At 60.0% G+C, this 24,646-nt stretch carries 20 protein-coding genes and 1 pseudogene; 10 read left to right on the forward strand and 11 right to left on the reverse strand.

Going from position 1 to position 24,646, the window contains the following annotated elements:
- Both HXO69_RS03575 and HXO69_RS03580 read right to left on the reverse strand, forming a co-directional pair.
- Positions 1 to 1,199: pseudogene (locus tag HXO69_RS03575) on the reverse strand (metal-dependent hydrolase); the annotation flags it as partial.
- A 236-nt stretch (positions 1,200 to 1,435) separates the two neighbouring features.
- Positions 1,436 to 2,341, reverse strand: coding sequence for a PAC2 family protein (locus tag HXO69_RS03580; protein WP_296545347.1), 906 nt, complete (start codon positions 2,339 to 2,341; stop codon positions 1,436 to 1,438).
- Positions 2,342 to 2,774: 433 nt separating this feature from the next.
- On the opposite strand from HXO69_RS03580, the gene HXO69_RS03585 reads away from it, so the two are divergent.
- From HXO69_RS03585 to sucB, 3 genes are all read left to right on the forward strand, one after another.
- Positions 2,775 to 4,271 carry a leucyl aminopeptidase gene (locus HXO69_RS03585; protein WP_296545349.1) on the forward strand — a complete coding sequence of 499 codons (1,497 nt, stop codon included), beginning with the start codon at positions 2,775 to 2,777 and terminating at the stop codon, positions 4,269 to 4,271.
- Positions 4,272 to 4,699: 428 nt separating this feature from the next.
- Positions 4,700 to 6,085: a dihydrolipoyl dehydrogenase gene (lpdA, locus tag HXO69_RS03590; protein WP_296545381.1), complete on the forward strand. Its 1,386-nt coding sequence runs from the start codon at positions 4,700 to 4,702 to the stop codon at positions 6,083 to 6,085.
- Positions 6,086 to 6,276: 191 nt separating this feature from the next.
- Complete coding sequence (gene sucB / locus HXO69_RS03595) at positions 6,277 to 7,959, forward strand: 2-oxoglutarate dehydrogenase, E2 component, dihydrolipoamide succinyltransferase (RefSeq protein WP_296545350.1); 1,683 nt, start codon at positions 6,277 to 6,279, stop codon at positions 7,957 to 7,959.
- A gap of 180 nt (positions 7,960 to 8,139) precedes the next feature.
- Here sucB and HXO69_RS03600 read toward each other — a convergent pair whose 3' ends face one another.
- On the reverse strand, positions 8,140 to 9,747 hold the full coding sequence (locus HXO69_RS03600; RefSeq protein WP_296545352.1) for a peptidase: 1,608 nt from the start codon (positions 9,745 to 9,747) through the stop codon (positions 8,140 to 8,142).
- Between the two features lie 102 nt (positions 9,748 to 9,849).
- Here HXO69_RS03600 and lipB point away from each other — a divergent pair, with 102 nt between their 5' ends.
- The 6 genes from lipB to budA all read left to right on the forward strand — a co-directional run bounded on the left by lipB (position 9,850) and on the right by budA (position 16,521).
- Positions 9,850 to 10,632, forward strand: a complete 783-nt coding sequence (gene lipB / locus HXO69_RS03605; protein ID WP_296545383.1) for a lipoyl(octanoyl) transferase LipB — start codon at positions 9,850 to 9,852, stop codon at positions 10,630 to 10,632.
- Between the two features lie 176 nt (positions 10,633 to 10,808).
- Positions 10,809 to 11,816, forward strand: a complete 1,008-nt coding sequence (lipA, locus tag HXO69_RS03610; protein ID WP_005505472.1) for a lipoyl synthase — start codon at positions 10,809 to 10,811, stop codon at positions 11,814 to 11,816.
- Between the two features lie 206 nt (positions 11,817 to 12,022).
- Positions 12,023 to 12,739, forward strand: coding sequence for a DUF4191 domain-containing protein (locus tag HXO69_RS03615; protein WP_296545353.1), 717 nt, complete (start codon positions 12,023 to 12,025; stop codon positions 12,737 to 12,739).
- A gap of 339 nt (positions 12,740 to 13,078) precedes the next feature.
- Positions 13,079 to 14,503, forward strand: coding sequence for a type I glutamate--ammonia ligase (gene glnA, locus HXO69_RS03620; RefSeq protein ID WP_070831363.1), 1,425 nt, complete (start codon positions 13,079 to 13,081; stop codon positions 14,501 to 14,503).
- 475 nt (positions 14,504 to 14,978) lie between these two features.
- Positions 14,979 to 15,476, forward strand: a complete 498-nt coding sequence (locus HXO69_RS03625) for a GNAT family N-acetyltransferase (protein WP_296545354.1) — start codon at positions 14,979 to 14,981, stop codon at positions 15,474 to 15,476.
- Between the two features lie 295 nt (positions 15,477 to 15,771).
- Positions 15,772 to 16,521: an acetolactate decarboxylase gene (budA, locus tag HXO69_RS03630; RefSeq protein ID WP_005505457.1), complete on the forward strand. Its 750-nt coding sequence runs from the start codon at positions 15,772 to 15,774 to the stop codon at positions 16,519 to 16,521.
- A 126-nt stretch (positions 16,522 to 16,647) separates the two neighbouring features.
- On the opposite strand, the gene HXO69_RS03635 is transcribed toward budA, so the two are convergent.
- Positions 16,648 to 17,076, reverse strand: a complete 429-nt coding sequence (locus tag HXO69_RS03635) for an HIT family protein (RefSeq protein ID WP_296545356.1) — start codon at positions 17,074 to 17,076, stop codon at positions 16,648 to 16,650.
- Between the two features lie 54 nt (positions 17,077 to 17,130).
- Complete coding sequence (locus HXO69_RS03640) at positions 17,131 to 17,808, reverse strand: MBL fold metallo-hydrolase (protein ID WP_296545358.1); 678 nt, start codon at positions 17,806 to 17,808, stop codon at positions 17,131 to 17,133.
- Between the two features lie 157 nt (positions 17,809 to 17,965).
- On the opposite strand from HXO69_RS03640, the gene HXO69_RS03645 reads away from it, so the two are divergent.
- Positions 17,966 to 18,430 carry a Fur family transcriptional regulator gene (locus HXO69_RS03645; protein ID WP_060824573.1) on the forward strand — a complete coding sequence of 155 codons (465 nt, stop codon included), beginning with the start codon at positions 17,966 to 17,968 and terminating at the stop codon, positions 18,428 to 18,430.
- Positions 18,431 to 18,732: 302 nt separating this feature from the next.
- On the opposite strand, the gene HXO69_RS03650 is transcribed toward HXO69_RS03645, so the two are convergent.
- From HXO69_RS03650 to HXO69_RS03675, 6 genes are all read right to left on the reverse strand, one after another.
- Entirely contained in the window at positions 18,733 to 19,653 is a 921-nt protein-coding gene (locus HXO69_RS03650; protein WP_296545360.1) for a metal ABC transporter permease, read from the reverse strand.
- Positions 19,650 to 20,549 (reverse strand): metal ABC transporter ATP-binding protein, encoded by a 900-nt coding sequence (locus HXO69_RS03655; RefSeq protein WP_296545361.1) that lies wholly within the window; start codon positions 20,547 to 20,549, stop codon positions 19,650 to 19,652. The genes HXO69_RS03650 and HXO69_RS03655 overlap by 4 nt, the downstream gene beginning before the upstream one ends.
- Positions 20,550 to 21,551: a metal ABC transporter solute-binding protein, Zn/Mn family gene (locus HXO69_RS03660; protein ID WP_296545363.1), complete on the reverse strand. Its 1,002-nt coding sequence runs from the start codon at positions 21,549 to 21,551 to the stop codon at positions 20,550 to 20,552.
- A 352-nt stretch (positions 21,552 to 21,903) separates the two neighbouring features.
- On the reverse strand, positions 21,904 to 22,986 hold the full coding sequence (locus HXO69_RS03665) for a hemolysin family protein (RefSeq protein ID WP_296545365.1): 1,083 nt from the start codon (positions 22,984 to 22,986) through the stop codon (positions 21,904 to 21,906).
- Positions 22,983 to 24,317, reverse strand: a complete 1,335-nt coding sequence (locus HXO69_RS03670) for a hemolysin family protein (protein WP_296545366.1) — start codon at positions 24,315 to 24,317, stop codon at positions 22,983 to 22,985. The genes HXO69_RS03665 and HXO69_RS03670 overlap by 4 nt, the downstream gene beginning before the upstream one ends.
- On the reverse strand, positions 24,308 to 24,493 hold the full coding sequence (locus HXO69_RS03675) for a hypothetical protein (RefSeq protein WP_296545367.1): 186 nt from the start codon (positions 24,491 to 24,493) through the stop codon (positions 24,308 to 24,310). The genes HXO69_RS03670 and HXO69_RS03675 overlap by 10 nt, the downstream gene beginning before the upstream one ends.
- Between the last annotated feature and the right edge of the window lie 153 nt (positions 24,494 to 24,646).

Genomic DNA, 24,646 nt, shown 5'->3' on the forward strand with positions numbered 1-24,646 from the left:
GTGCTGAGCATGTGGGTGAAGCTTTCGGGCATGTAGGTTTTTCGGGTGATGCGGGTGCCGTAGTGGGGCGGTTCGAGCGGGTCGATGTCTGGGAGGGCAACGGGTCGGGGGCCGCCGAGGGCGTAGTTGGTGTGTTGGGCGGCGTAGTGCATGTGGGCGAGCGCTTTTTGGGCGTGGTTGAGCCCGTATCCGGCGAGGTAGGTGAGCATTTCGGGGGTGATGGGGTTGAGTGCCATCGGGGCGATGGAGGCGCGTAGGTGCCCGGCGACTTCGGCGGGGATGAGGTCGCGCAGCGCATCACCGATGGTGGGTGCCTTAGCATCATCGACCGGGTGGGTGGCGAGCAGGTGCGCGGCGGCGTTGATGGCGGCGTCCCAGTAGCAGAGGTCGACTTGGGCTTGGTGGTAGATGGCGTGGATGTTGGTGCGGCGGGCGTCGTCGCGCCGTGCGGTGTTGGTGCGGGTGTGGTCCCAGAGTTCTACGGCGTTTTCCCAGTCGTGGCAGGTTTCGGGGTTGGTTGTGGGGTCGGTGTCCCAGGGGCTGTGGGCGTAGTTGTGTTGGGCGTTGGGGGCGATGGTGTCGCCGTGGCGGGTGAGCCAGGTGTAGTAGCCGCTGTGGTGGATTTCTTCGATGGGCGCGAGGAGGGTGAGCGCTTGTTGTTCGGGGTCGAGCGCCCAGATGCTGGCGCCACCGGCGTAGATAATGTCTTCGCAGCGTAGTTCGCTAACGATGCGCGGGTCGTGGAGCAGGTGGAGCCATGTGTTGATGGGGATTTGGGTGTCGACGTCCTGTTGGATTTCTTCGATGGCGGCGAGTTGTGCTGTGTTGGGGTGGAGTTGGCGTTGGCGTACGGTGTTGTCGCCGTCGACGATGACGGTGTAGAAGCGGGTGAGGGTTTCGCCGTTGTGGCAGGTGGGTAGTTTGGCGAAGGTTTCGTGGAGGAAGTCGGCGCGTTCGGTCAGGGTGCAGGGTTCGTTGGGTAGGTTGACGCGCAGGCTGGGGCCGAGGGTGTCTTCGGTTGCGGTGAGGATGATGAGTGAGTGGTCGGGCCAGTAGCCGTGCTGGTGGAGGGCGCTGCTGAGCACGTCGTATTCGTTGCGGATGGGCGGGGGCGTGTCGTAGTTGCCGCTGTTGAAGTGGTCGCTGTTGAGGTGGTTGCTGTTGGGGGTGTTCCCGTTGGAGATATTGTTTGCGTTCATGCCTTCACGGTGGCACGGTTTGGGCGGGTGCGCAGGTTATACAAATAAATCTGTGGATACTTCGGTTCATAGGTCCGAAGATTCCACAGATTTATTCGTATTGTTCGTTTGTACGCTGGGGTTTGTCCACAGCGGCGCGGGGTGCCGCGTCATAATCTGTCATGCAGAGTAAGGGCCCCCCAGAGTAAGGGCGCACCGGGTACTTTCCCTACTGCACGCGCTTTACTGCACGCGCCCTACTGTTCGTCGAGGAATCGCTCAAAGAGCGCACCAATCTCGTCGCGGCTGGGCACGTTGTGCGCGTCGCGTCGCGAGAGGGGAACCGCAATGTCGGAGGTGCGGAAGTTCTCGTCGTAGTTCTCTTCCATGGTCGTAATCATGCGACCAATTTCGGGGTTCTGCTTGACCTGATCGTTAATCTGGCTGTGCACGTGGCGTGCGGCTTCGCGCAGGTTCTCGGTGGGTAGCGAGAGGTGCGCCGCCATGCCCACGTGTTCGAGGGCGGTGAGGGTGCCCTGCGGCAGGTCCGCCTCCGAAATGTACTGGGGAATGTTCACGCCGAAGCCGACGGTGTCGATTCCGTTTTCGGTGAAGAGCACTTCCAGCAGGTTGGTGATGGTGGCGTGTACGTCCGCGCTGGGCTTCCACGGGGAGATGCCGCGAATCAGGTCCTTGCGGGAGCCGTGCGCGGTAATCGGGAAGGGGCGGGTGTGCGGCACCGGCATGGGGAATGCGGAGACCAGTACGACCAGCGAGGGCTTGACCCGCTGGGCGATGGTCAGCACCGCCTTTTCGAAGCGCTGCCACTGCAGGTCCGGTTCAGCACCGGTGAGCAGCAGGAACGGCTTGTTGAGGCTGTCTTCTACGGCGTAGAGCTTCAGCTTCGGGTATTGCGGCTTTTCGAAGTGGTCTTTTTCGTAGCGGATGAAGGGGCGGCGGGCACGGTAGTCGTGCAGCTGGTCGCTGTCGAACTCGACGATTTCAATGTTCTTGAGTTCGCTGAGCAGCACCTGTCCGAGCTGGCCTGCGGTGGAGCCTGCGTCCTGCGGGCTGGAGAGGGCAATGACGAGGGTCAGCCCGTGCATCCTGGGGTCGTCCAATATTTTGGTGTTGGCTAAGTAGAGATCTTCGGGGTTGAGCATCGTGCCTCCTCACTTCTGTCTGGTTCGCGCCGCGTTCGGGTGGCTTAGCGTTTCATGCCGGTACCCGAGGTGGTGGGGCGAAGGGGCGTCTTCTGTTATCTGACGCTTTCCGTAGTCTTTCATTTTATGCCACGACTGCCCCGTATCGACAGTGTGCGGGGTTTTCTCGCAGTAGGTGAACTTGTTGAGTGTTGTGCTGACGTTCTTAAGACGCTACAGCTCGGCTTTTTACACGTTTTTCTTGCTCTTCCAGCTGCTCGGGGTGAGAGCTGAACCTCACGCCCTCCTGCATATCCGTGTAGAGTAGAAGCAGTAGTCCGCGCGGCTTTGCGCGGCGGTATTCATCCTCACTCTTCGAGGGCCTACAGTTGAGTTTTTCGGGCGCGAGGATGTGCCCCGGCTATTTTGAGAAGACATACGCAAAGGAGTAACGATGTCTCTATCTCTGTCTATTCACAGCACCGACCTTGAGGCGCTCGAAGCTGACGTTCTGGTTCTGGGCGTTTTGAAGGGCGAGGACGGCGCCTACCTGGCACCGAACTCGCTGTCTGAGGAGTCTGTTGAGGGTATTAACGAGCTGCTGGAGGCGCTGGGCGCCTCGGGCGCACCCGATCAGCTGCTGCGCCTGCCCGGCCTTGAGGATGTTGGCACCGGCATTGTTGCCCTGGCGGGTCTGGGTTCTGATGCTGCTGAGGGTCAGGAGCGTCTGGATGCTCTGCGTTACGCTGCCGGTTCTGCGGCTCGTCAGCTGATTGGTTCCGCTGAGGAGATTGCGTTCGATTTCGGTGTTTCTTCGGTGGCTGAGATTGAGGCGATTGCTCACGGCGCTGTGCTGGGTAACTTCGTTGAGGAGGGCCTGCGCGGCAAGACTCAGGATTCGGTCAAGGAAGAGATTGAGTCCATTCTGATTGTTTCGTCGATTGATCAGGAAGAGGCTGAGGAGGCGCTGGTTCACGCCCTGGTTCTGGGTGAGACCGCTAAGGACGCTCGCCGTCTGGTGAACCTGCCTCCGTCGCACCTGTACCCGGAGACTTTCGCTGAGTTCGTGGCTGAGGTTGCTGAGGATTACTCGAACGTTGAGATTGAGCTGTTCCACCACGACCGCCTGGCTGAGGAGGGCTTCGGCGGCATTTCCGGTGTTGGTCAGGGTTCGCCCCGCAAGCCGGTTCTTGCCGTTGTGAAGTATGTTCCGGAGAACCCGAAGGCTCACGTGGCTCTGGTAGGTAAGGGCATTACTTTTGATACCGGTGGTAACTCGCTGAAGCCTGCCGCTTCGATGATGACCATGAAGTGCGATATGGCGGGCGCCGCATCCGTTCTGAACGCTGTGCTTGCTTCTGCTGAGCTGGACGTTCCGGTTGCTGTGACCGGTTACCTGTGCCTGGCTGAGAACATGCCCGGCGGTCACGCTCTGCGCCCGGAGGACGTCATCACCATGCGTGACGGTCGTACCGTTGAGGTCCTGAACACTGACGCTGAGGGCCGCTTGGTCATGGCTGATGGTATTGCGCTGGCTTCCGAGTCGAACCCGGACGTCATCCTGGATATCGCTACCCTGACCGGTGCCGCTATGGCTGCTCTGGGTCTGCGCACTGCGGCTCTGCTCGGTGACGAGGAGATTCGTGACCGCGTGATTGCTGCCGGTGCCGCTGCGGGTGAGGCGTACTGGCCGATGCCGCTGGAGTCCTACCTGCGTAAGAGCCTGGAGTCCCCGGTCGCTGACATCAAGAACATCGGTTCCCGCTACGGTGGTGCGCTGACCGCAGGCCTGTTCCTGAAGGAGTTCGTGGGCGAGGGCATCCCCTGGGCTCACCTGGACATTGCGGGCCCCGCGTTCAACGAGGAGGCTCCCTACGGCTTCACCCCGAAGGAGGGTACCGGCTTCGGTACCGCTACCCTGGTGAACTTCATCCAGTCCTACGCTAAGTAGCCTGTCATCTCGCTGGGCGTACCGCCTGACCGGGGCGCGTAGCCGCCCGGTATGGAGGTTCTCAGAGGAGGGCTTTTCCGGTATTTCGTACCGGGGAGCCCTCCTCTTTGTCTGTTCTTGAGGCATTCTGTGCGCTCGTTGAGGTGGCGTTGAGGCGGCGCTGTGGTGATGCTGTCATCGGACTGTTCTATGACGCTTAGCTTTTCTTGAGTTGTGAAAAATTTGCGTTGTTTGGGCGATTAATCGGCTAAAACCGCCCTGAGTGAACTTAAACGACCCTCAACGGGGGTATTGTTGTATTAAGTGTTTTTCTGCGTACGCGGAGGGGCGCGCGATTTTTGTGAGTCGCGGGCCTCCTGCGCATGCTGGGGAAACCTACCAATAAATTGGTAAAGAACTCATTGCAGGGGTCTTTAGCCCCCACAACTATGCAAGGGAGCAATATCGTGGCTCAAGAATTCGACATCCTCATCCTCGGCGGCGGTTCCGCTGGCTACTCTGCAGCTATTCGCGCACGCCAGCTAGGCTTCACCGTCGGCCTGATCGAGAAGGAAAAGGTCGGCGGCACCTGCCTGCACACCGGCTGTATCCCCACCAAGGCGTACCTGCACGCTGCTGAGCTGGCTGAAGAGGCACGCGAGGCGTCCAAGGTTGGCGTTAACGCTGTGCTGCAGTCCATCGAGATGGGCAAGGTTCGCGATTACAAGGACGGCATCGTCTCCGGTAAGTTCAAGGGTCTTGCAGGCCTGCTGAAGATGAAGGGCATTGAGGTTATCCCCGGCGAGGGTAAGCTCACCGCTCAGGACACCATCACCGTTAACGGTGTGGAGTACAAGGGTAAGAACATTATCCTGGCATCCGGCTCGGTCTCCAAGACCTTCGGTCTGCCCATTGAGGGTCGCGTTCTGACCTCCACTGAGGCACTGGAGATGGACTACCTGCCCAAGAGCGCTATCGTGCTCGGTGGCGGCGTGATTGGTTGCGAGTTCGCATCCATGTGGAACGCTATGGGCGTTGACGTCACCATCATCGAGGGCCTGCCGAACCTGGTTCCCAACGAGGACCCGGCAATCATCAAGGTTCTGGAGCGTGCGTTCAAGAAGCGCGGCATCAAGTTCAACACCGGCACCCTCTTCGAGAAGGTTGAGCAGGACGCTAACGGTGCTAAGGTCACCCTGGCTGACGGCAAGGTCTTCGAGGCAGAGATCGTTCTGGTCGCTGTTGGTCGTGGCCCCAACACCGCAAACATGGGCTACGAGGAGCAGGGCATCCCCATGGATCGCGGCTTCGTCCTGGCTAACAAGCGTCTGCACACCGGTGTGGGCAACATCTACGCTGTTGGCGACATCGTCCCCGGCGTTCAGCTGGCTCACCGCGGTTACCAGCAGGGTATCTTCGTTGCTGAGGAAATCGCTGGCCTGAACCCCACCGTTGTTGAGGACATCAACATCCCCAAGGTCACCTTCTGTGACCCGGAGATCGCTTCTGTCGGCTACTCCGAGCCCAAGGCTAAGGAGAAGTTCGGCGCTGAGAACGTTGAGACCGCTGAGTACAACCTGGCTGGTAACGGTAAGTCCGCTATCCTCGGTGCTACCGGTATCGTGAAGGTTGTCCGCCAGAAGGACGGCCCCATCGTTGGTGTTCACGCTATTGGTAAGCGCATGGGTGAGCAGATTGGTGAGGCTCAGATGTGGGTTGCTTGGGAAGCATTCCCCGAGGACGTCGCTAAGTTCATCCACGCACACCCGACTCAGAACGAGTCCCTGGGTGAGGCTGCAATGGTCCTGAACGGCACCCCGCTGCACAGCGCATAAATTTTGCTGACTGGCGTTAGCGCGTCAGCTTAGTATTGACGACCGTTGGTCGTTAGCGGTTGCCGGGCGTATCCGCTGAACAACGCCCCTATCCGGATGCGCGTCGACGTGCTTCGATGCATGCGGCGCGCATCCGGGTCACCGCTCACATTTTTCTAGTTCAAGCATTCACAAGGAGAACGGGAAAGATTATGTCCCACACCGTAGTACTGCCCGCACTGGGCGAGTCCGTGACCGAGGGTACCGTTACCCGCTGGCTCGTTGAGGTCGGCGACACCATTGAGGTTGACGCACCCCTGGTTGAGGTTTCCACCGACAAGGTTGACACCGAGGTTCCCTCCCCCGTAGCAGGCGTTGTTGAGCAGATTCTCGTCCCCGAGGACGAGGACGTCGAGGTCGGCGCTGCTCTGGCTATCATTAGCGACGGTTCCGGCGCTGCTGCACCGGCTGCTCCCGCAGCTGCTGAGGCTCCCGCAGCTCCCGCTCCGGTTGCTGAGGCTCCTGCTGCTCCCGCAGCACCCGCCGCTGCTCCGGCTGCTCCCGCGGCTGGCTCCGCTTCCGGCACCGAGGTCCTGCTGCCCGCTCTGGGCGAGTCCGTGACCGAGGGCACCGTTACCCGCTGGCTGAAGGAAGTTGGCGAGCAGGTTGAGGTTGACGAGCCCCTGGTTGAGGTTTCCACCGACAAGGTTGACACCGAGGTTCCCTCCCCCGTAGCAGGTACCCTGCTCGAGATCCGCATCCCCGAGGATGAGGACGCAGAGGTTGGCCAGGTTCTGGCTATCATCGGCGACGCTTCCGCTGCTGCTGCCCCCGCTGCTCCCGCAGCTCCCGCTCCGGTTGCTGAGGCTCCCGCAGCACCCGCTGCTCCGGCTGCCCCCGCAGCTCCTGCCGCTCCCGCTGCACCTGCCGCTCCGGCAGCTGCTGAGGGCGAAGCATACGTGACCCCGCTGGTCCGTAAGCTCGCTAAGGACAACGGCATCGACCTGTCCACTGTTAAGGGCACCGGTGTTGGCGGTCGCATCCGCAAGCAGGATGTTCAGGCTGCTATCGCTGCTAAGGGTTCCGCTGCTCCCGCCGCTGCTGCACCCGCTGCAGCTGCTGCTCCGGCTGCTGGTTCCGCAAAGGCACCGCACACCTTCGAGGTTTCCCCCAAGCGTGGCACCGTCGAGAAGACCGCACGTATCCGCCAGGTTATTGCAAAGCGTATGCGTGAGTCCCTGGACATCTCCACCCAGCTGACCCAGGTCACCGAGGTTGACGTGACCCGCGTTGTCCAGCTGCGTGCAAAGGCTAAGGACGGCTTCGCTGCTCGCGAGGGCGCAAAGCTGACCTTCCTGCCCTTCTTCGTCCAGGCAACCGCTGAGGCTCTGCAGCAGCACCCCGCTCTGAACGCGTCCATGACCGAGGACTACAAGCAGATTACTTACCACGGCTCCGAGAACATCGCTATTGCTGTGGACACCCCCAAGGGTCTGCTGGTTCCCGTCATCAAGAACGCTTCTGACCTGGGCATTGCTGGCCTGGCAAAGGCTATTGGCGACCTGGGTGGCCGCGCACGTACCGGCGACATCTCCCCCGAGGAGCTGTCGGGTTCGACCTTCACCATCACCAACATTGGTTCCTTCGGTGCACTGTTCGACACCCCGATCATCAACCAGCCGAACGTTGCAATCCTCGGTACCGGTTCCATCGTGAAGCGCCCCATGGTTATCCAGGATGCAGACGGTAACGACGTTATCGCTATCCGCTCCATGTGCTACCTGTCCCTCACCTACGACCACCGCGTGGTCGACGGTGCGGACGCTGGTCGCTTCCTGCGCACCGTCAAGACCCGCCTGGAGGAGGCAAACTTCGAGTCTGAGCTGGGCCTCTAAGACCTACAAAGATTCAAGGAAGTTTCCTTGTGGCGGTACCCTGACGGGTAACCGAGCGTAGCTCTCCGGGTTTTCCCGGGCAGTGAGCATAAAGGCGGCGGCTCCATCCACTTCGGTGGGTGGGGCCGCCGCTTTTGTTATGCCCGTTGTATGCTCCATGGCGCGGAGTGTGTACCGTGGTTATGCAGGGACGGGTTCGGCGCGGGCTATCTCCCAGCCTTTCTCCCCGCGATGCAGGTCGAAGATGACTTTCTGGCGGGTGATGCCGTTTTCTTCGCTGAGTTTGCGGGCTTCCTGTTCGGTTTTGTCGGCGCGGTAGCCGGGTGCGGAGACTACCGCCATGACGCGGATGTTCTCGCCGTCTCGGCTGAGTTCTTCGGTGGTATCGACGGTGAGCTCTGCGCCGCCTCGGGCACGGCGTTCTTGATTCCGCTGGTCGATGAGGGCGCGTAGAATCTGTTCACCCTGCACAGCCTGATTCTGTTCTTCCGTGTTGTCTGGCGCTTGCTCCCCCGCAGCATTGGCTGAATGGGCAGATACGGGCTGTGCCGTTGCCGGGGCGTTCTGCCCGTAGAGGGTGAACCCGAGGGGCAGGGCGATAGCCCCCAGGGCGAGCGCAGCTACGCCCAGACGTGCGGAGGGGCGGCTCAGCACACCGCGTAGCGCAACGAGGCGAGATGTGCCTGTTGCATCTGCATTCTTCGGGGCAGTGGCAGGCTTTGCGGGACTCAACGGCTTAGAGCCTGCGGCTGCTGCGCGCCCCGACTTCTTCACACCCGGCTTCTTCACGTGTGGCAAACGGTCCGCCAGGTAGCGTTGTGCTTTCTGTGCCTTTGAGAGCTTCTGTACCGGCGCGGGATCTACTGCAGCGGGAATTAGGGCGCGGGCGCGTTCGGAACAGCTCAGGTACACGTTGAGCGGGCGAGGCGGCACCTCCTCCGCGAGCGCTACCACGGAGCTCAGTCCGGCAGCTGCCGCCTCCTGGGCGGGTGCATCCAGCAGGTATTCGAGGGCGCGGCCGAGACGCTCAATCCATTCGCTACTGGGTGTTCCATCAGTGCCGGTAGCGCTCATGCGTAGTGAGAGGGGCACGCGGGCGGCGGAGGGTTCCGGCTTGTAGCCGCAGGCGGATTGCCAGAGCAGTGCGGCGGCGGAGCGTGCGTAGTCGCCATAAGCGACTGTGAGCTGTTCAGCGTCGAGAGATTCCGCCTCACGATAGACGGCGTCTGGCAGAAGGAGTTTGGGTACTCCGGCGGCGCTCAGCGCAATGTATTCGGCGCTTAGTTCAGCACGTCCCTCCCCTACCTTTTTGAGGCTGCCGAGCGCCCGGTGCAGGGTGCGTGCCAGGGTCATGAGTTCGGCGGGGTTCAGGGTGCGAGCGTGTAGGAGCTTGTCGAGGGTGCCTGCGTCGAGGGGCTCGTACCAGAGGCACAGCTTGCTGTCGTGTTCCTCGCTGGTGACGGCGTGGAGCTTAGCGAGTCCGGGCGCGTTACGCAGGGCGGCGGCTACTTGCGGGGTCTGGGCGTGCTGCTGAGCGGTTGCATTCGTGCTTTCCTCGAATCCGTACCCGTTGGCTGCCGCCCGCAGAGTGGACGTGGAGGGAGCGGCGCCCTCGGGTGCAGCAATGGTGCGCAGGGTGTAGCGTCCGGGGCGCACGGAGGTTGCCGGGGATACGGGAGTTACGGAGGGCACGCTCTCGGCGGTTCCACCCCGGCACTCAACAATCTGCAGGGTGGTCAGAGCCGGGTTGGCGATGCTTTCCAGAACGTGTGCTTCTTTGCTTCTCATACCATCATGTTATCAAATAACATCAAACAACATGTTTAGACTCAGTAAAACACCATAAATAAACCATGCAACCCTAAAATCAACGCCCGAAATATTCACCCCATCAACCCACCACACCCGTCCGTAACATTCCTACATGTTCGCTCATCACGTGATTCAGGGCGCCCTAATTTTCTTCCCTCCACTAGCAGTACTAAGGTAGAAAGTATGTCTGTGACGATTGAACGCGTGGGCTTCGCCCCGAACTATGTGAACTATGTTGAGTGCTTGGACGAGCAGTACCGCATCCACGATGAGGTGGCTAACCGCACCCGCCAGAATACGATTCTTCTGCTTGAGCACGAGGCTGTGATTACCGCGGGTAAACGCACCGAAGACCACGAGTACCCCGCAGACAAGTCCACCCCCGTCGTCAAGATTGACCGCGGCGGTAAGCTGACCTGGCACGGCCCCGGCCAGCTGACTGCGTACCCGATTCTTCGTCTGCCCGAGCCCATCGACGTGGTGGCGTATGTGCGCATCGTTGAGGAGATCATCATTAATGTCCTGGCTGGTCTGGGCATTAAGGGTGAGCGTGTTGAGGGCCGTAGCGGCGTGTGGATTCTGGGCGATGGCATCACCCAGGACAAGAAGATTGCCGCACTGGGCATGCGCGTTTCACGCAACACCACGATGCACGGCTTCGCGATTAACTGCTGCAACGACCTGGCGCCTTTCGCACAGTTCATCCCCTGCGGTATTAGCGATGCGGGTGTTACCTCCATTTCGGAGCAGCTGGGTCGCACCGTGACCCCCGCCGATATTTTGGAGCCGTTGGAGGCGGAGCTGGTGAAGTACCAGGATCGCCTGGCGGAGTCCTTCGAGCCCGTCGCTGCGCAGGACTAAGCACAAGACCAGCCGCAGGGCTAGAGCGCAGAACTAGACGCTGAACGAGCCGCGCAAGTAGCGCATCCGGGTTCGTTCGTCATATACGAAAATCAGTTTCACCTACGCCTGAGCGGGCGTAAAATAGAAGGTGGCCCACCTGCACAGAGGGCACACCGAGACCAAGGAGAAGACTTTTGAGCACCGCACCTGAAGGACGCAAGCTACTGCGTGTGGAGGCCCGCAACGCTGAGGTTCCCATTGAGAAGAAGCCTCACTGGATTAAGACCAAGGCTATTGTTGGCCCCGAATACAATGAGATGCGCGAGCTGGCTCGTGGTCAGGGTCTGCACACTGTGTGTGAAGAGGCTGGCTGCCCCAATATTTATGAGTGTTGGGAAGACCGTGAGGCAACCTACCTGATTGGTGGCTCCGAGTGCACCCGTCGTTGCGACTTCTGCAATATTGCGACCGGTAAACCCGTTGCTGTGGACTACGCTGAGCCGTTCAAGGTCGCTAAGAACGTGAAGGTCATGGGTCTGCGTTACGCTACCGTGACCGGCGTGGCTCGTGACGATCTGGAAGACGGCGGTGCGTGGCTGTACGCAGAGACCACCCGCCAGATTCACAAGATGTGCCCGAACACCGGCGTTGAGATGCTCGTGCCCGACTTCAAGGGTGTTCCCGAGCATGTTCAGAAGGTCATTGACGCTAAGCCTGAGGTGTTCGCGCACAACCTGGAGACCGTTCCCCGCATCTTCCGTCAGATTCGCCCGGCGTTCCGTTACGAGCGTTCCCTGGATGTTATTACCCAGGCTAAGGAAGGCGGCATGGTCACCAAGTCCAACCTGATTCTGGGTATGGGCGAGACCGACGACGAGATTTACGAGGCGCTGTGCGATCTGCACGATGCTGGCTGTGACATCATTACCCTCACCCAGTACCTGCGCCCCGGCCCGCTCTTCCACCCCATTGAGCGTTGGGTGAAGCCGCAGCAGTTCGTGGACTTCGCGAACATGGCTGAGGAGATTGGTTTCGCTGGCGTTATGGCGGGCCCGATGGTTCGTTCGTCCTACCGTGCAGGTCGCCTGTGGGCTCGTGCAATGCGTAAGAACGGTTACCCGATTCCTGAGAACCTTGCCCACATTGAGGGTGAGGGCGCAGCACTGCAGGAAGCCTCCTCTCTGGTGGCTGCAGGCTACTAAGCCTTTTCAGAATCTTTCTGAGAGCGTTGAGGCTCCTCGAACCCGGTTTCGTCCGGTGTTCGGGGAGCCTCCCCTTATGCCCCGTCCCTTGTGTGGGTAGGGTAAACTAGAAAAATTGCAGGCATACACTGCATCGTTACGTCACTATGGTTCCGTGAGCGTTTGAGGCGCTTCGGGGCCGCGGAAGAACCAGCCGAGGAAGAATCGTGGCAGATAAGCGCGAAGAGAAGAAAAAGAAGAAGGAACGCACTCCGGGCACTTTCGCCCAGATGAAGCAGGTCTACCAGATGACCAAGAAGTCCGACCCGAAGATTGGTTGGATTCTGAGTCTGTCGGCTCTGGGTACCCTTTTGGTTTTCCTCCTCATCGGTATTGCCCTGAATAACTGGATTACTTTCCTGATTCTGGGTCTGGGCGTTGCCGCTATTGTGGCGATGCTTCTGCTGGGTCGCCGCGCGCAGACTGCGGCTTTTGCTCAGATTGAGAACCAGCCCGGTCGTAGTGGTGCGGCGATGAACTCGGTGCGTCGCGGCTGGATTGTTGAGGAGCAGCCCGTTGCTGCGAACCGCCACCAGGATCTGGTGTTCCGTGCGCTGGGCCGTCCCGGTATTGTGCTGGTGACCGAGGGCCCTCACAGCCGCGTGAACTCGCTGGTGAATACCGAGAAGAAGCACCTGGCTCGTGTGGCTCCTGGCGTTCCGGTTCACGTGATTGAGACTGGTCACGATGAGGGTCAGGTTGAGCTCAAGGACGTTGTGAAGACCATGAACAAGCTTCCGAAGGCTCTGACTCAGCAGGAGATGCAGGCTGTTTCGGGTCGTCTGAGCACCCTGAACACTATGCGTAACCCGATGAACGGTCTGCCGAAGGGTGTTGACCCGATGCGTGCTCGCCCCGATCGTCGTGCGATGCGCGGCCGCTAAACGAGCATCTTATATAAGCTTTTGAAGGCTCCGGCTTCTTCCCGTGTGGGGAGGGCCGGAGCCTTTTATTACGCCCGATTATTACCCGGTTACTAGCGGTGCTACTGCCTTTGATACGGGGCATTAGCATCTGCGCTGTGTTTCGTGAGGCAACCAAGATGTAACTCCTTTCCAGGATTTGTAACATTACCGAAACACGATAGTCACGCACGCGCAAAAAATAACCACTATGCTTGATATGTCACAGGGTTTTGCCCGCGGCCAAAAACTAAACCAAAGACTGAATGTGATGAGGGAAGATACCCTCCTGCACCGTCAGTCGAACAAGGAGCAGTCCTCATGTTTACCAGCCCCCAGGAAGTTCTCGACTTTATCAAGAACGAAGAAGTAGTCTTCGTTGATATCCGATTCACCGACATGCCCGGCGTGCAGCAGCACTTCAACCTGCCCGCCAAGGCAATTGATGACGATTTCTTCGTCAACGGCCAGCTTTTTGATGGCTCCTCCATTCGCGGCTTCCAGGGCATCGCAGAGTCCGACATGCAGCTGATCCCCGACGTTCAGTCCGCATACGTTGACCCCTTCCGCATTGAGAAGACCCTGGTCATCATCTGCTCCATCGTGAACCCCCGCACCGGTGAGCCCTACCACCGTGACCCCCGCGGCGTTGCTGAGCGTGCCGAGGCGTACCTGCAGTCCACCGGCATTGCAGACACCGCGTTCTTCGCATCCGAGGCTGAGTTCTTCGTCTTCGAGGACGTCCGCTACCAGGTCGAGCCGAACTCCGTGTTCTACAAGATTGACTCTGACGAGGCTCCCTGGAACACCGGCCGCAAGGAAGAGGGCGGCAACCTGGGTAACAAGACCCCCGTCAAGGGCGGCTACTTCCCTGTCTCCCCCGTCGACAAGCAGGCTGACCTGCGTGACGCAATGTGCGTAGCAATGGACGAGGTTGGCCTCGAGGTTGAGCGTAGCCACCACGAGGTGGGCGCAGCCGGCCAGGCAGAAATCAACTACAAGTTCGACACCCTCACCAAGGCTGCTGACGACCTGCTGAAGTTCAAGTACGTCATCAAGGGCACCGCAGATGCATGGGGCAAGTCCGTGACCTTCATGCCCAAGCCCGTGTTCGGTGACAACGGCTCCGGTATGCACTGCCACCAGTCGCTGTGGCAGAACGGTGAGCCCCTGTTCTACGACGAGCGCGGCTACGCTAACCTCTCTGACACCGCACGCTGGTACATTGGCGGTCTGATTGAGCACTCCTCCGCTGTTCTGGCGTTCACCAACCCGACCGTGAACTCTTACAAGCGTCTGGTTCCCGGCTACGAGGCTCCCATCAACATGGTGTACTCGCAGGGTAACCGTTCCGCCGGTATCCGCATCCCGATTACCGGTACCAACCCGAAGGCTAAGCGTCTGGAGTTCCGTGCACCGGACCCCTCCGCTAACCCCTACTTCGCATTCGCTGCTCAGCTGATGGCTGGTCTGGACGGTATCCGCAACCGCATTGAGCCGCCGGCCCCCATCGACAAGGACCTGTACGAGCTGCCCGCCGAAGAGGCTAAGGACATCAAGAAGGCTCCCGCTAACCTGGAGGAGGCTCTGGCTGCTCTGGAGGCTGACCACGACTTCCTGCTCGAGGGCGGTGTGTTCACCGAGGACCTGATTCAGGCATGGATTGACTACAAGCGTAAGAACGAGCTGGAGCCGCTTTCGCTGGTTCCGCACCCGCTTGAGTACCAGCTGTACTACGGCGTCTAATTCACCGGCGTCTAATCCGCTGGCATCTAATTCCGGGCTTCTAGATGTGAGGTCTGAATAGCAGGCAACGGCCTATATGTTCCCGCTTGGGAGCGTATAGGCCGTTGTTGTGTCTGCTAGGGTATCTCTGCGGGGTGTTACCCTGCTGCAGTGCGTTTGATGACGGGTCGTGTCCAATATTTTTATGCCTCGATGGGTCTTGCGCGCCTTAGTTGCGCTTAGAGCGGCTCTAAGGTCTAAGCTGTTGGTGCTGGCGTTCCCTCCCTTTTTGTCGTGCAACCGGAGGGAATGCCAGTCTTTTTATGCTTTTGTTGCCCATATCGGGCGTTGCTCGTAGGCGTACCAATGCCACGAAGAACCTGCAGGCTGTCCACTGCTGAATTTCACAGAGCGGCTTTTTAGCTCTATTCCTCCATGCAACTTCATTTATTGGGGTACGCTCATTCCCTACCCATGACGAAAGGATGAGCCTCTTTTGCTTCCCCAGTCTTCTACTTCCCCTCGTTTTCAGGCTAAGCATTTCGACGAGCTGACTCTCCGTGAGCTTCAGCAGATTCATATCACCCGTTCCATTGTCTTTACCGTGGGCCAGCAGATTCTAGCTCAGGAGCCAGACGAAGCAGACTTCGATTCTGTTCATTTCTTCCATGCAGATGAGACTGGTCGGGTCCTGGCATATCTACGTCTCTTCGACCTTATGACGGTCGATGACGGCTACCATCGTCCTATCGAAGGTGCCTGGACTATCGGCCGAGTAGCGGTGCGTGAGGAGGCGCGCGGCACTGGCCTGGGGCGCGCGCTGCTGCGTGACGCAATTGAATGGGCCCGTGAGAATACGGATGCTCGCCAGCTGGTTATTAGCGCCCAATCCTACCTGAAGGACAGCTACTACGGTGCAGCGGGGTTTGTACAGGTGGGTGAGCCGTACCTGGAGGTCGGAATCGAGCATGTGGAAATGGTTCTGGATCTCTAAGCATCTCTGAATGTTAGTGAGAAAACCCGCGGCGACGAGATGCATCCTGCCGGCAGATAGTGGAGGGCCACATCATAAGATGTCGTACCCGCTAGTCCCGGGGTTCTTCCTGCACGGGCGTACAATGAAAGTGCGTGCGCCCGGCCTGCGTCACCTACGAATTCCTAGAGAAACGACATCACAACGCCGTGTTCTCCCCGCCGCCCTTCCCCTTTTTAGCATCAGCTAGGGCGAGTATCGCCGATGACCGACCGACCCGTCTGACGCCGCATCCACTGTAACGAGGAGAAATCTCATGGCATATCAGCCGACCATCCTAAACGGTGAAACTGTTTTCCGTAACGAAGTTTTTCAGACCGGCCTCATGTCCCAGCTGCTGGACGGCATCTACGATGGCGAGATGACCATCGGTGAGCTTCTGAGCCACGGCAACTTCGGTGTGGGTACCTTCAACGGCCTCGACGGCGAAATGGTCGTCCTCGACGGCGTCTGCTACCAGGTGCGCCACGACGGCTCCGTATCCCTGCCCGACCTGCGCCAGCAGACCCCCTACGCCGTGGTCACCAACTTCGTGCCCATGATTAAGCGCGAACTACCGCATAACCTACTCCGTAAGTCTGCCTCGCAGATTCTGGATGACTTCACCGTCTCCAAGAACTACATGTACGCCATCAAGATTTACGGCGAGTTCGAATGGGTCCGCACCCGCACCGTCATCAAGCAGGAGAAGCCCTACCCGAAGATGGTTGCGGCCACCGAGAATGAGGACATTGTCCAGTTCGATAACGTGACCGGCACGATTGTTGGCTTCCGCACCCCCATCTACGAGCAGGGCATCTCGGTGCCCGGCTGCCACGCCCACTTTATCGATGATGAGCGCGTTCAGGGCGGTCACGTGGTCGACTTCAAGCTGCGCTCCGCAAAGGTCGAAATTTGCCCCGGTACCGGCCTGCAGCTGCACCTGCCGCTAACCCCCGAATTCTCCTCCGCTAACCTCTCCCCCGAGGACCTGGCTGAGCAGATCTCCAAGGCTGAAAAGCACTAAGCTTCTTTCCCGCCGGAACATAGCAACGGGATATAGCAACGAAGGAGCCGCCCTCTACTGTTCTGTAGAGGGCGGCTCCTTCGTGTTTATACGCGCTGTCGTGTTTATACGCGCTGTAAAGGGCGCTTACGCCTCCGGCACGAACTCGCCGTGGCCGCGCTTGCGCAGGGCGGCACGCACCTTCTCGGCGGCCGCATCCAGCTCTTCGGCGGTGGCGTCCTTCTTGGCGTTGGCGGGGTCGTACTCAGCCATGCTATCAACCGGGAACAGGTGGATGTGGGTGTGCGGCACGTCGAAGCCCGCAATCATCAGAGCCACACGGTCCTTATCAAACGCCTGATCCAGGGCACCAGAAATCTTGTGCGCCACAGCGAACAGGTGCGCCGCCAGCTCAGCCGGCAGGTCGGGCCAGCGGTCAATCTCCGCGCGGGGAACCACCAGCAGGTGACCTTCCGACTGGGGCATGATGTCCATGAACGCCACGCAGTGCTCGTCCTTCCAGACGAAGCGACCGGGAATCTCGCCGTCAATAATCTTGGTAAAAATCGTGCTCACAATAATCTCCTTCATGCGCCGTCGTCGGCGCGTTTGAAGCTCAACGTTCAGGCTCTACGCCTCAACCTCAATGCTCTCGCCGGGGTTCAGATGCTTCAGCTCGGTGCCGTACTTCGCACCGAAGTTCGTCACCAGGCCCTCGATAATGCCGGTGCCGTTCTGGTTGATCATGCCGTTGTGAATCGGAACCACACACTGCGCGCCGGTCGCAATCACAAAATCAATGACCTCCTGAACCTTCGACCAGGGCGCGTGAATCGGCACCAGGACGGTATTCGCACGCACGCGGTGAGGAACCACCAAGGAGTCACCCGGGTGGTACACGGCACCGTTAATCAGGTAACCGACGTTGGCGATGGTCTGAATCAGCGGGTGAATCAGAGCGTGCTGACCGCCGTAAGTCTTCACCTCAAAACCGGGGACGCTGAACTCAGAATCGGAGGAAACAACGGTAACCTCGGCAGCGGGTACAGCCTCCTTGATAACCTGGGCGACAGCCTCGGGCGCCCAAATCTTCAAGGGGTTCTGCGACTCGGCACGCTCAGCAATCAGCGACAGCACCGACGGACCATCAAAATGGTCCGGATGCGCGTGGGTCACGAACAGGTAATCGGCGCCTTCCAGCGCGGTGGCATGCTCGCCTTCAGCGGCAAAATTGCCGGGGTCAAGAACGAGGGTGCGCCCCTCATTCTCAAGGCGGATACATGAGTGGGTGTACTTCGTCATCTTCATAGTTTCAGTCTACCGCGAACCCCAGCACCCGCCCGGCGGCGGCTTCAATTTTTGAGATAAGCCGCAAATCAACCACCTTTTGAACGCCTCTAGTGTAAAGTCGTAAGACAAGATCGACCACACAATGGGGCGGCCCTCCGCCCCGAAAGGTTCAGCAATGGACACTCATATTCCCGTACGGAGAATTACGAAGCCCGCCGAAGCCCGAAATACCCGCCAGCGTCGCATCATCAAGGCGACCATGGAAGAGCTCGGCGATTTCATCTCAGCACAGGATCTGCACCTGACCCTCGCGAACCGCAAGGAACAGGTCTCTCTCGCAACCACCTACCGCGTGCTGCAGTCGCTGGCTAACGCCGGTGAGCTGGACTCGGTCAAGGGCGTTGAGGGTGAGACCCTGTACCGCCACTGCCAGGTAAAGGACCATCACCACCACCTGCTCTGCCGCCGATGCGGCACCGCCATCGAGCTGGAAGCGCCCGCCCTCGAGGACTGGGCACTTGCCATGGGCAAGCAGCACGGCTTCTCGGAGCTGGAGCACGTGGTTGAAGTGACCGGTTACTGCCCGGACTGCACTTTGGCACGTCGCGAGGAAGAATCGCAGGGCGGCACTGCACGCTAACGCAGCAGGCTAAGCCGCAGCCCTCACCTGTTGAGGGGCTTTCCTTCACCGGAGAAGATCCTTCTCTGGAGGAAAAAGAGAGGTGGCGTCTTCAAAGATCTTTGACGCCACCACAGCACGACACACAGGGCATCTGGACAAGGCGACACATTGCCGAACAGGTTGAGCCCGCCTCGCGCACCGGGTGCATAATCCGTAGCGCGAACACAGCACGACAGTAAAGAGCCCCACCTCGGGAACGAGGTGGGGCTCTTACTTTAAGGATTACCCGTCAGCAGGGGCTATAAGCCCTTCTAAGAGGTTTATGCCTTCTCCGTCAGCTGGCGGCCCGACGCGCTATGGCGACGCTTCACACCGCCAATCACACGGCACACCACGTAAATCAGGAAGGAAATGCTGGTCACGTAGGGGCTAATCGGCAGCGAACCGGCAAGAGCCAGCAGAATACCGCCCACAATGGACGCCTCCGCGAACAGCACCGACAGAATCAGGGTGCGTACCGGGGAAGCCGTCACCTGCATCGCCGCAGCCGCCGGAGTAATCAGCAACGCCAGCACCAGCAGCGAACCGACCACCTGTACCGACAGCGCCACAGCAATACCCAAAATCACCATGAACACCAGGGACAGGAAGCGCATCGGAACCCCCTTAGCGCGTGCGACCTCCGGGTCCAAAGAGGCGAAGCTCAACGGGCGCCACACCATCACCAGCAGGGAAATAATAACCACCGCACCAATAATCATGGTGTTCAGCTGGTCGGCATCCACGGACACGATCTGACCGGTCAGCAGACCGAACTTATTCGCGCTACGACCCTGGTACAGGGAGAGGAAGAGAATGCCCAGGCCCAGGCCGAAAGGCATGAGCGCACCGATCACCGAGTTCGAGTTACTCGCCTTAGAACCCAGAAAGGCAATCAGCAGAGCCGAAGCAATCGAACCAACCATGGAGCCGGTCACCACATCATAGCCGAGCAACAGCGCCAGAGCGGCACCCGCGAAAGACATTTCAGAGATGCCGTGCACCGCAAAGGCATGGTCGCGCATCATCACGAAAATACCAACGAAACCGCCGATAAGGCCCAGCACGGCGCCAGCAAAAATGGAGTTCTGCAACATGTGCAGCAGCTCGCCGTAGCGGTCAAAAACGAAAATGCGGGAGAGCAAATCATTCTGTGCGGCGGCAACCGGAGCCAGGGCGGGAAGGGAAGCTAGAAGAGTCATCGAGTGGTTCCTCCCGGAAGGTGTAGGGTGCGCTGCGTATCGGACGGGCCAGGCTTCAGATGGGATCCGTGAACATTCTGGTCCGTGCCCTCGATATGGCAGTGGTCGCTGGCGTGGGTCTCGCCCACCACCACGTAGCGGCCATTGGACTTGAGCACGCTCACCGGGGTTCCATACAGGGAGGTGAGGGTCTCGCTCGTCATGACCTCTTCCACCGAGCCGACCGTGAAGCGGCCGTTCGCTAGGTAGAGCACGCGGTCCACATGCTCGATGATGGGGTTGATTTCGTGGGTCACGAACACCACCGCTACGCCGCGTTCACGGTTGAAGCGGTGAATCAGCTCAGCCACCGCGTACTGGTGGTTGAGGTCCAGGGAGAGTAGTGCCTCGTCAGCCAGCAGAATCTTCGGGTCGTTCGCGAGCGCCTGAGCGATACGCAGGCGCTGTTGCTCGCCACCGGAGAGCAGACCCACCGGCACGTTCGCGTACTCGGTCGCGCCGACGGCTTCGAGGAGTTCATCGACCTTGGCGCGGTACTTGCGGCCGTGCAGTCGGATGCCCCAGCGGTGTCCGTCCACGCCCAGTCCCACGAGGTCGCGGGCGCGCATCGGGGTGGAGGTGGGGATGGACTTCTGCTGCGGCACGTAGCCGACGCCGGCGTTACCCAGGCGTGCGGGTTTGCCGAGCACGGAGATTTCGCCGGCGTTGAGTCCGGTCAGGCCGAGGACGACTTTCAGAAAGGTGGACTTGCCGGAGCCGTTGGGGCCGAGCACGGCAAAGTACTCGCCCGCGCCGATGTCGAGGGTTAGATCTTTCCAGAGGGTGCGGGCCCCGAAAGCGAGGCTACCCCCGCGAATGGAAATCGCGGGGGTGGCACCGTTATTGTTGTCAGTCACTTAGGAGAGCGCCTTTTCGAGGTTGCTGACGTTGGTCTTCATCCATGCCAGGTAGTTGGTGTTTTCCGGCAGGGTTTCGGTGAAGGATACGTAGTTCACCGATGCGTCCTTAGCTGCCTGCAGCACCTCGTTGGTCTGGGAGGTGGAGGTCTGCTCGTTGTAGGCGAGCAGCTGGACCTTCTTCTCGGTGACCATGTCCTTGGTTTCCTTCAGGACGAGGGCGGGGACGTCGTTGCCGGCTTCTGCCGCCTCAGCGAATTCGCTGGGGGTTGCGTTCTCTGCGCCGGTGGAGGAAATCAGGTAGTCCGGCACGGGCTCGGTGGACAGGTACTTTTTGCCTTCACCGGCGATTGCCTTGGCGGTGGTGTCCAGTGCGTCCAGTTCCTTGGAGAAGGTGGATGCGTTGGTGCGGAATGCCTCAGCGTGTGCGGAGTCGAGGCCTGCGAGCTCTTCAGCGATCTGCTGGGCGACCTTCTTCATGGTTTCGAAGTCGTACCAGAGGTGCTCGTTGAACTCGTGTGCGTGGGCGTGGTCGCCGCCGTCTTCGTGGTGTTCGCCGCCGCGGTGGTCCTCGACCAGGTGGGTGTATTCGGCGTCGGTGAGCTTGCCGCTGACCTTGACCGCGTTCACGATCTTCTGGGAGGTGTTGTCCTTGCCTGCGAGGTCTTCGAGGAACAGGTCGTAGCCTGCGCCGTTGATGACGATCAGGGATGCGTCCTTCGCCTTGAGGCGGTCGGCGCTGGTGGCTTCGTAGGAGTGGGGGTCGGTGCTGGTGGAGGCAATCAGTGCGGTGACCTCAATGTAGTCGCCGCCAACCTGCTTGGCGATGTCTGCGTAGACGTCGGTGGAGGCGACGACCTTCACCTTGCCGTTGGAGCCAGCCGAGGAGGACGAACCGGAGGTGCTGTTCTCGGTTGCGCAGCCTGCCAGCAGCAGGGAGGACGCGGCGAGTGAGCCCATTGCGGTGAGGAAGTGCTTGCGGGTGATCTTCGGGTGCGACATGAGGGCTCTCTTTCGGTTCGTTCTAGTCTGTAGGTTTCTTAACTACATCATGCGCACACCCGTATAAACAACTCTTTATTGGTGTCATTTGGGTGCTGTTAGGCAACCCTTTTCCCTGTCAGTAGCTTATGCAACAGGGATAGTTAGCTCAGCCTACGGTACTCCCCCACCGCTACTTTATACTGCCGCTTCATACCGCTGCCTGAGACTGCCCCCTTGAGTGCCCATACACCGTTTTTGACCGCAAAATAGCCCGCCCCGTACGCTCCTTTACGAGAGTGCGGGGCGGGCTGTGTGCCTCAAGATTTCCCCGTTTTATTCGGGGTATCTCACGATGCGGCTACTGGGCTTATTACTGCGCTTCGCGCGCCTGCTGGCGGCGTAGACGCTCACGCACCGCATCCTGGGTGGTGTCGTTGATTTCGCCGACCAGTTCCTCCAGCACGTCTTCGAGGAAGACCACACCGAGAGTTACGCCCTGCTCATCCCGCACCTGCGCGATATGGGTGCGGCTGCGCTGCATGGAGGCGAGCGCATCATCAATATCGGTAGTCGGGGTAAGCGTGTCCAGGGAACGCAGCTTGTACCAGGGGAAGGGCTCCTCGAACCGTTCGGGGGCGATGGCGAGGGCGTCCTTCACGTGCAGGTAGCCCATGTAGGTTCCGTCGTTGTCGGTGACGACAAAGCGGGAGTAGCCGCTACGTGCCACGGCACGTTCCAGTTCGGCGGGGGTGCAACCGAAGGGCAGGGTGACGAGCTTATCGCCGGGCACCATGATTTCGTAGACGTCTTTCTCGGTGAATTCGAGGGCGCTTTCAATCACGCCGGCGTCGTCTTCCACGGTGCCTTCCGCGGTTGAGGTTGCCACGATGGTCTGCAGCTCACCCAGGGTGAAGGTGGATGCGACCTCGTCCTTCGCTTCGACCTTCATGAGCGACAGTAGCTTATTGGACAGGTTGTTCAGCAGGGCAACCACGGGGGCAAAAATCTTGGAGAAGGTCACCAGAGTCGGCACAATCCAGAGAGCCACACCACGCGCGGCGAGGGTCACTGCGGCGTTCTTGGGAACCATCTCGCCAAAGATTACGTGCAGGTAGGTGACCAGAATCAGAGTGACGCCAAAGGCGATGACGTCCACGATGGCGTGGGGCAGGCCGACCAGGTGCAGGGGCACTTCCAGCAGGTGGTGCAGCGCCGGCTCTGAGACGTTCAGAATCAGCAGCGAGCAGATGGTGATGCCCAGCTGGCAGGTGGCGAGCATGAGCGAGACGTTCTCTAGGGCGTAGATGACGGTCTGCGCTCGCTTGTTGCCTTCTTCGGCGAGCGGGTCGATTTGTGCTCGTCGGGTGGACATGATGGCGAATTCACCGGCGACGAAGAAGGCGTTACCGGCGAGCAGGATGACGAGCAGTGCGATGGCTACCCAGTCGTTCATGCGTTGCCTCCCTTCTCGGTCTGTTCCTGTGCGCTAGGTGCGGGGGTGAATCGGATGCGGTCGACGCGGCGGCCTTCGAGGGTGTCGACGCGCAGGGTACCGCCGGGTACGGGGACGCTGTCGCCTACTTCGGGGATGCGGCCGAGCCGTTCCATCATGAAGCCGCCGACGGTTTCGTATTCGGGGCTTTCTTCAACCTCGAGCCCGGGGATGAGGGCGTTGATTTCGTCGGGGCGGCGCAGGCCAGAGAACACCCAGTCGCCGTTGCCGTAGCGCAGGGGGCGTTCGGTGCGGCCGCGGTCGTGTTCGTCGGAGACTTCACCGACGATTTCTTCAACGAGGTCTTCGAGGGTTGCGATGCCGGCGGTTCCGCCGTATTCGTCGAGGACCACGGCAAGCTGCAGGGCACCCTGGCGCAGCTGGGTGAGCAGCGCGTCCAGGTGCAGGGTTTCGGGGACCTGCAGCACGTCTTCTGCGAGAGCTCCGGCTTCGAGGGTTTCACGAACCTCAGGGGGCACGCCGACTGCCTTCTTCACGTGCACGACACCCACGATGTTGTCGTGGTCGCCCTTGTAGAGCGGGAATCGGGAGTGGCCGGTGGAGCGTGCCAATTTGATGACTTCGGCAACGGGGGCGGTGTCTTCGAGCATGGCGACCTGGCCACGCGGGGTCATCACTTCGGAGGCGGTCAGCTCGGAGAAGCGTAGAGTGCGGTCCACGAAGCGTGCCGCATCGGAGTCGAGGGTGCCTTCTTCTGCGGAGCGGCGCACCATGGAGGAGAGCTCCTCGGGGGTGCGTGCCGCGGAGAGTTCTTCTTTGGCTTCCATACCGAAGCGTCCGAGAATCCAGTTGGCGGAGCCGTTCATGACGCGCACAAGCGGGGACATGATGCGGGTGAAGGCGAGCTGCGCGGGGGCAACTCGGCGTGCCACGTCGTAGGGTTCGGCAATGGCGAGGCCCTTGGGGAGCAACTCACCGACGACCATAGAGAGCAGGGTTGCGATGAGCATCGCTAGCACCAGGGTGAGCACGTCGGTCACGCTGGTGGGCAGTCCCATGCTGTTGATGGCGCCGGTGGTGAGCGCCTTGATGGCGGAATCGAGGGTGTAACCGGTCAGCAGCGTGGTGATGGTGATGCCAATCTGGCAGCTGGAGAGCTGGGTGGAGAGCGTCTTGAGGCAGCGCAGGACGGCGTCGGCGGCTTTATCGCCGGAGTCCTTTGCCTGCTGCACGGTTGCGGTTTCGAGTGCCACGAGGGAGAACTCTACGGCAACGAAGAAGCCCGTTCCCAGGATGAGGAGCAGGCCGATGAGTAGGAGAATCAGATCCACTCAGCCACCGCCTCCATCGGCTGGTGTGCGGTGCCTTGGGCCTGGCGGGGTAGCCCCGCAACCAGGCTGTCCAGATGCTGAGCATCGGAGGTGGTGTTTTTGGGTGTTACAGTGCCGTGTTGCGCAGAGTACACGGGCAGTATTCTGCGCTGGCTAGTAGTCAGAGTCTTACTCAAAGGGTCATCCATACCCCATATTTTAGCGAAGGTTTCGTCTCTTCCCGGTGCTGTAGAGTGCCTGCTCACAAGCGCAAGACAGCACTTGTTGCGCACGCGGCTCATTGCTAATCCCTAAGAGTGAAAAATTGCATTGCGGATATGGCGCGATGA

The sequence above is a fragment of the Rothia sp. (in: high G+C Gram-positive bacteria) genome, from assembly GCF_015265375.1.
Classification (GTDB): Bacteria; Actinomycetota; Actinomycetes; order Actinomycetales; family Micrococcaceae; genus Rothia.

What these genes read in the sequence shown, in the direction of transcription:
- HXO69_RS03580 (WP_296545347.1), bottom strand. Translation starts at nt 2,341, where the DNA reads ATGCTCAACCCCGAAGATCTCTACTTAGCCAACACCAAAATATTGGAC.
- sucB (WP_296545350.1), top strand. Translation starts at nt 6,277, where the DNA reads ATGTCCCACACCGTAGTACTGCCCGCACTGGGCGAGTCCGTGACCGAG.
- HXO69_RS03600 (WP_296545352.1), bottom strand. Translation starts at nt 9,747, where the DNA reads ATGAGAAGCAAAGAAGCACACGTTCTGGAAAGCATCGCCAACCCGGCT.
- HXO69_RS03665 (WP_296545365.1), bottom strand. Translation starts at nt 22,986, where the DNA reads ATGAACGACTGGGTAGCCATCGCACTGCTCGTCATCCTGCTCGCCGGT.
- budA (WP_005505457.1), top strand. Translation starts at nt 15,772, where the DNA reads ATGGCATATCAGCCGACCATCCTAAACGGTGAAACTGTTTTCCGTAAC.
- glnA (WP_070831363.1), top strand. Translation starts at nt 13,079, where the DNA reads ATGTTTACCAGCCCCCAGGAAGTTCTCGACTTTATCAAGAACGAAGAA.
- HXO69_RS03645 (WP_060824573.1), top strand. Translation starts at nt 17,966, where the DNA reads ATGGACACTCATATTCCCGTACGGAGAATTACGAAGCCCGCCGAAGCC.
- HXO69_RS03640 (WP_296545358.1), bottom strand. Translation starts at nt 17,808, where the DNA reads ATGAAGATGACGAAGTACACCCACTCATGTATCCGCCTTGAGAATGAG.
- HXO69_RS03660 (WP_296545363.1), bottom strand. Translation starts at nt 21,551, where the DNA reads ATGTCGCACCCGAAGATCACCCGCAAGCACTTCCTCACCGCAATGGGC.
- HXO69_RS03585 (WP_296545349.1), top strand. Translation starts at nt 2,775, where the DNA reads ATGTCTCTATCTCTGTCTATTCACAGCACCGACCTTGAGGCGCTCGAA.
- HXO69_RS03650 (WP_296545360.1), bottom strand. Translation starts at nt 19,653, where the DNA reads ATGACTCTTCTAGCTTCCCTTCCCGCCCTGGCTCCGGTTGCCGCCGCA.
- lpdA (WP_296545381.1), top strand. Translation starts at nt 4,700, where the DNA reads ATGCAAGGGAGCAATATCGTGGCTCAAGAATTCGACATCCTCATCCTC.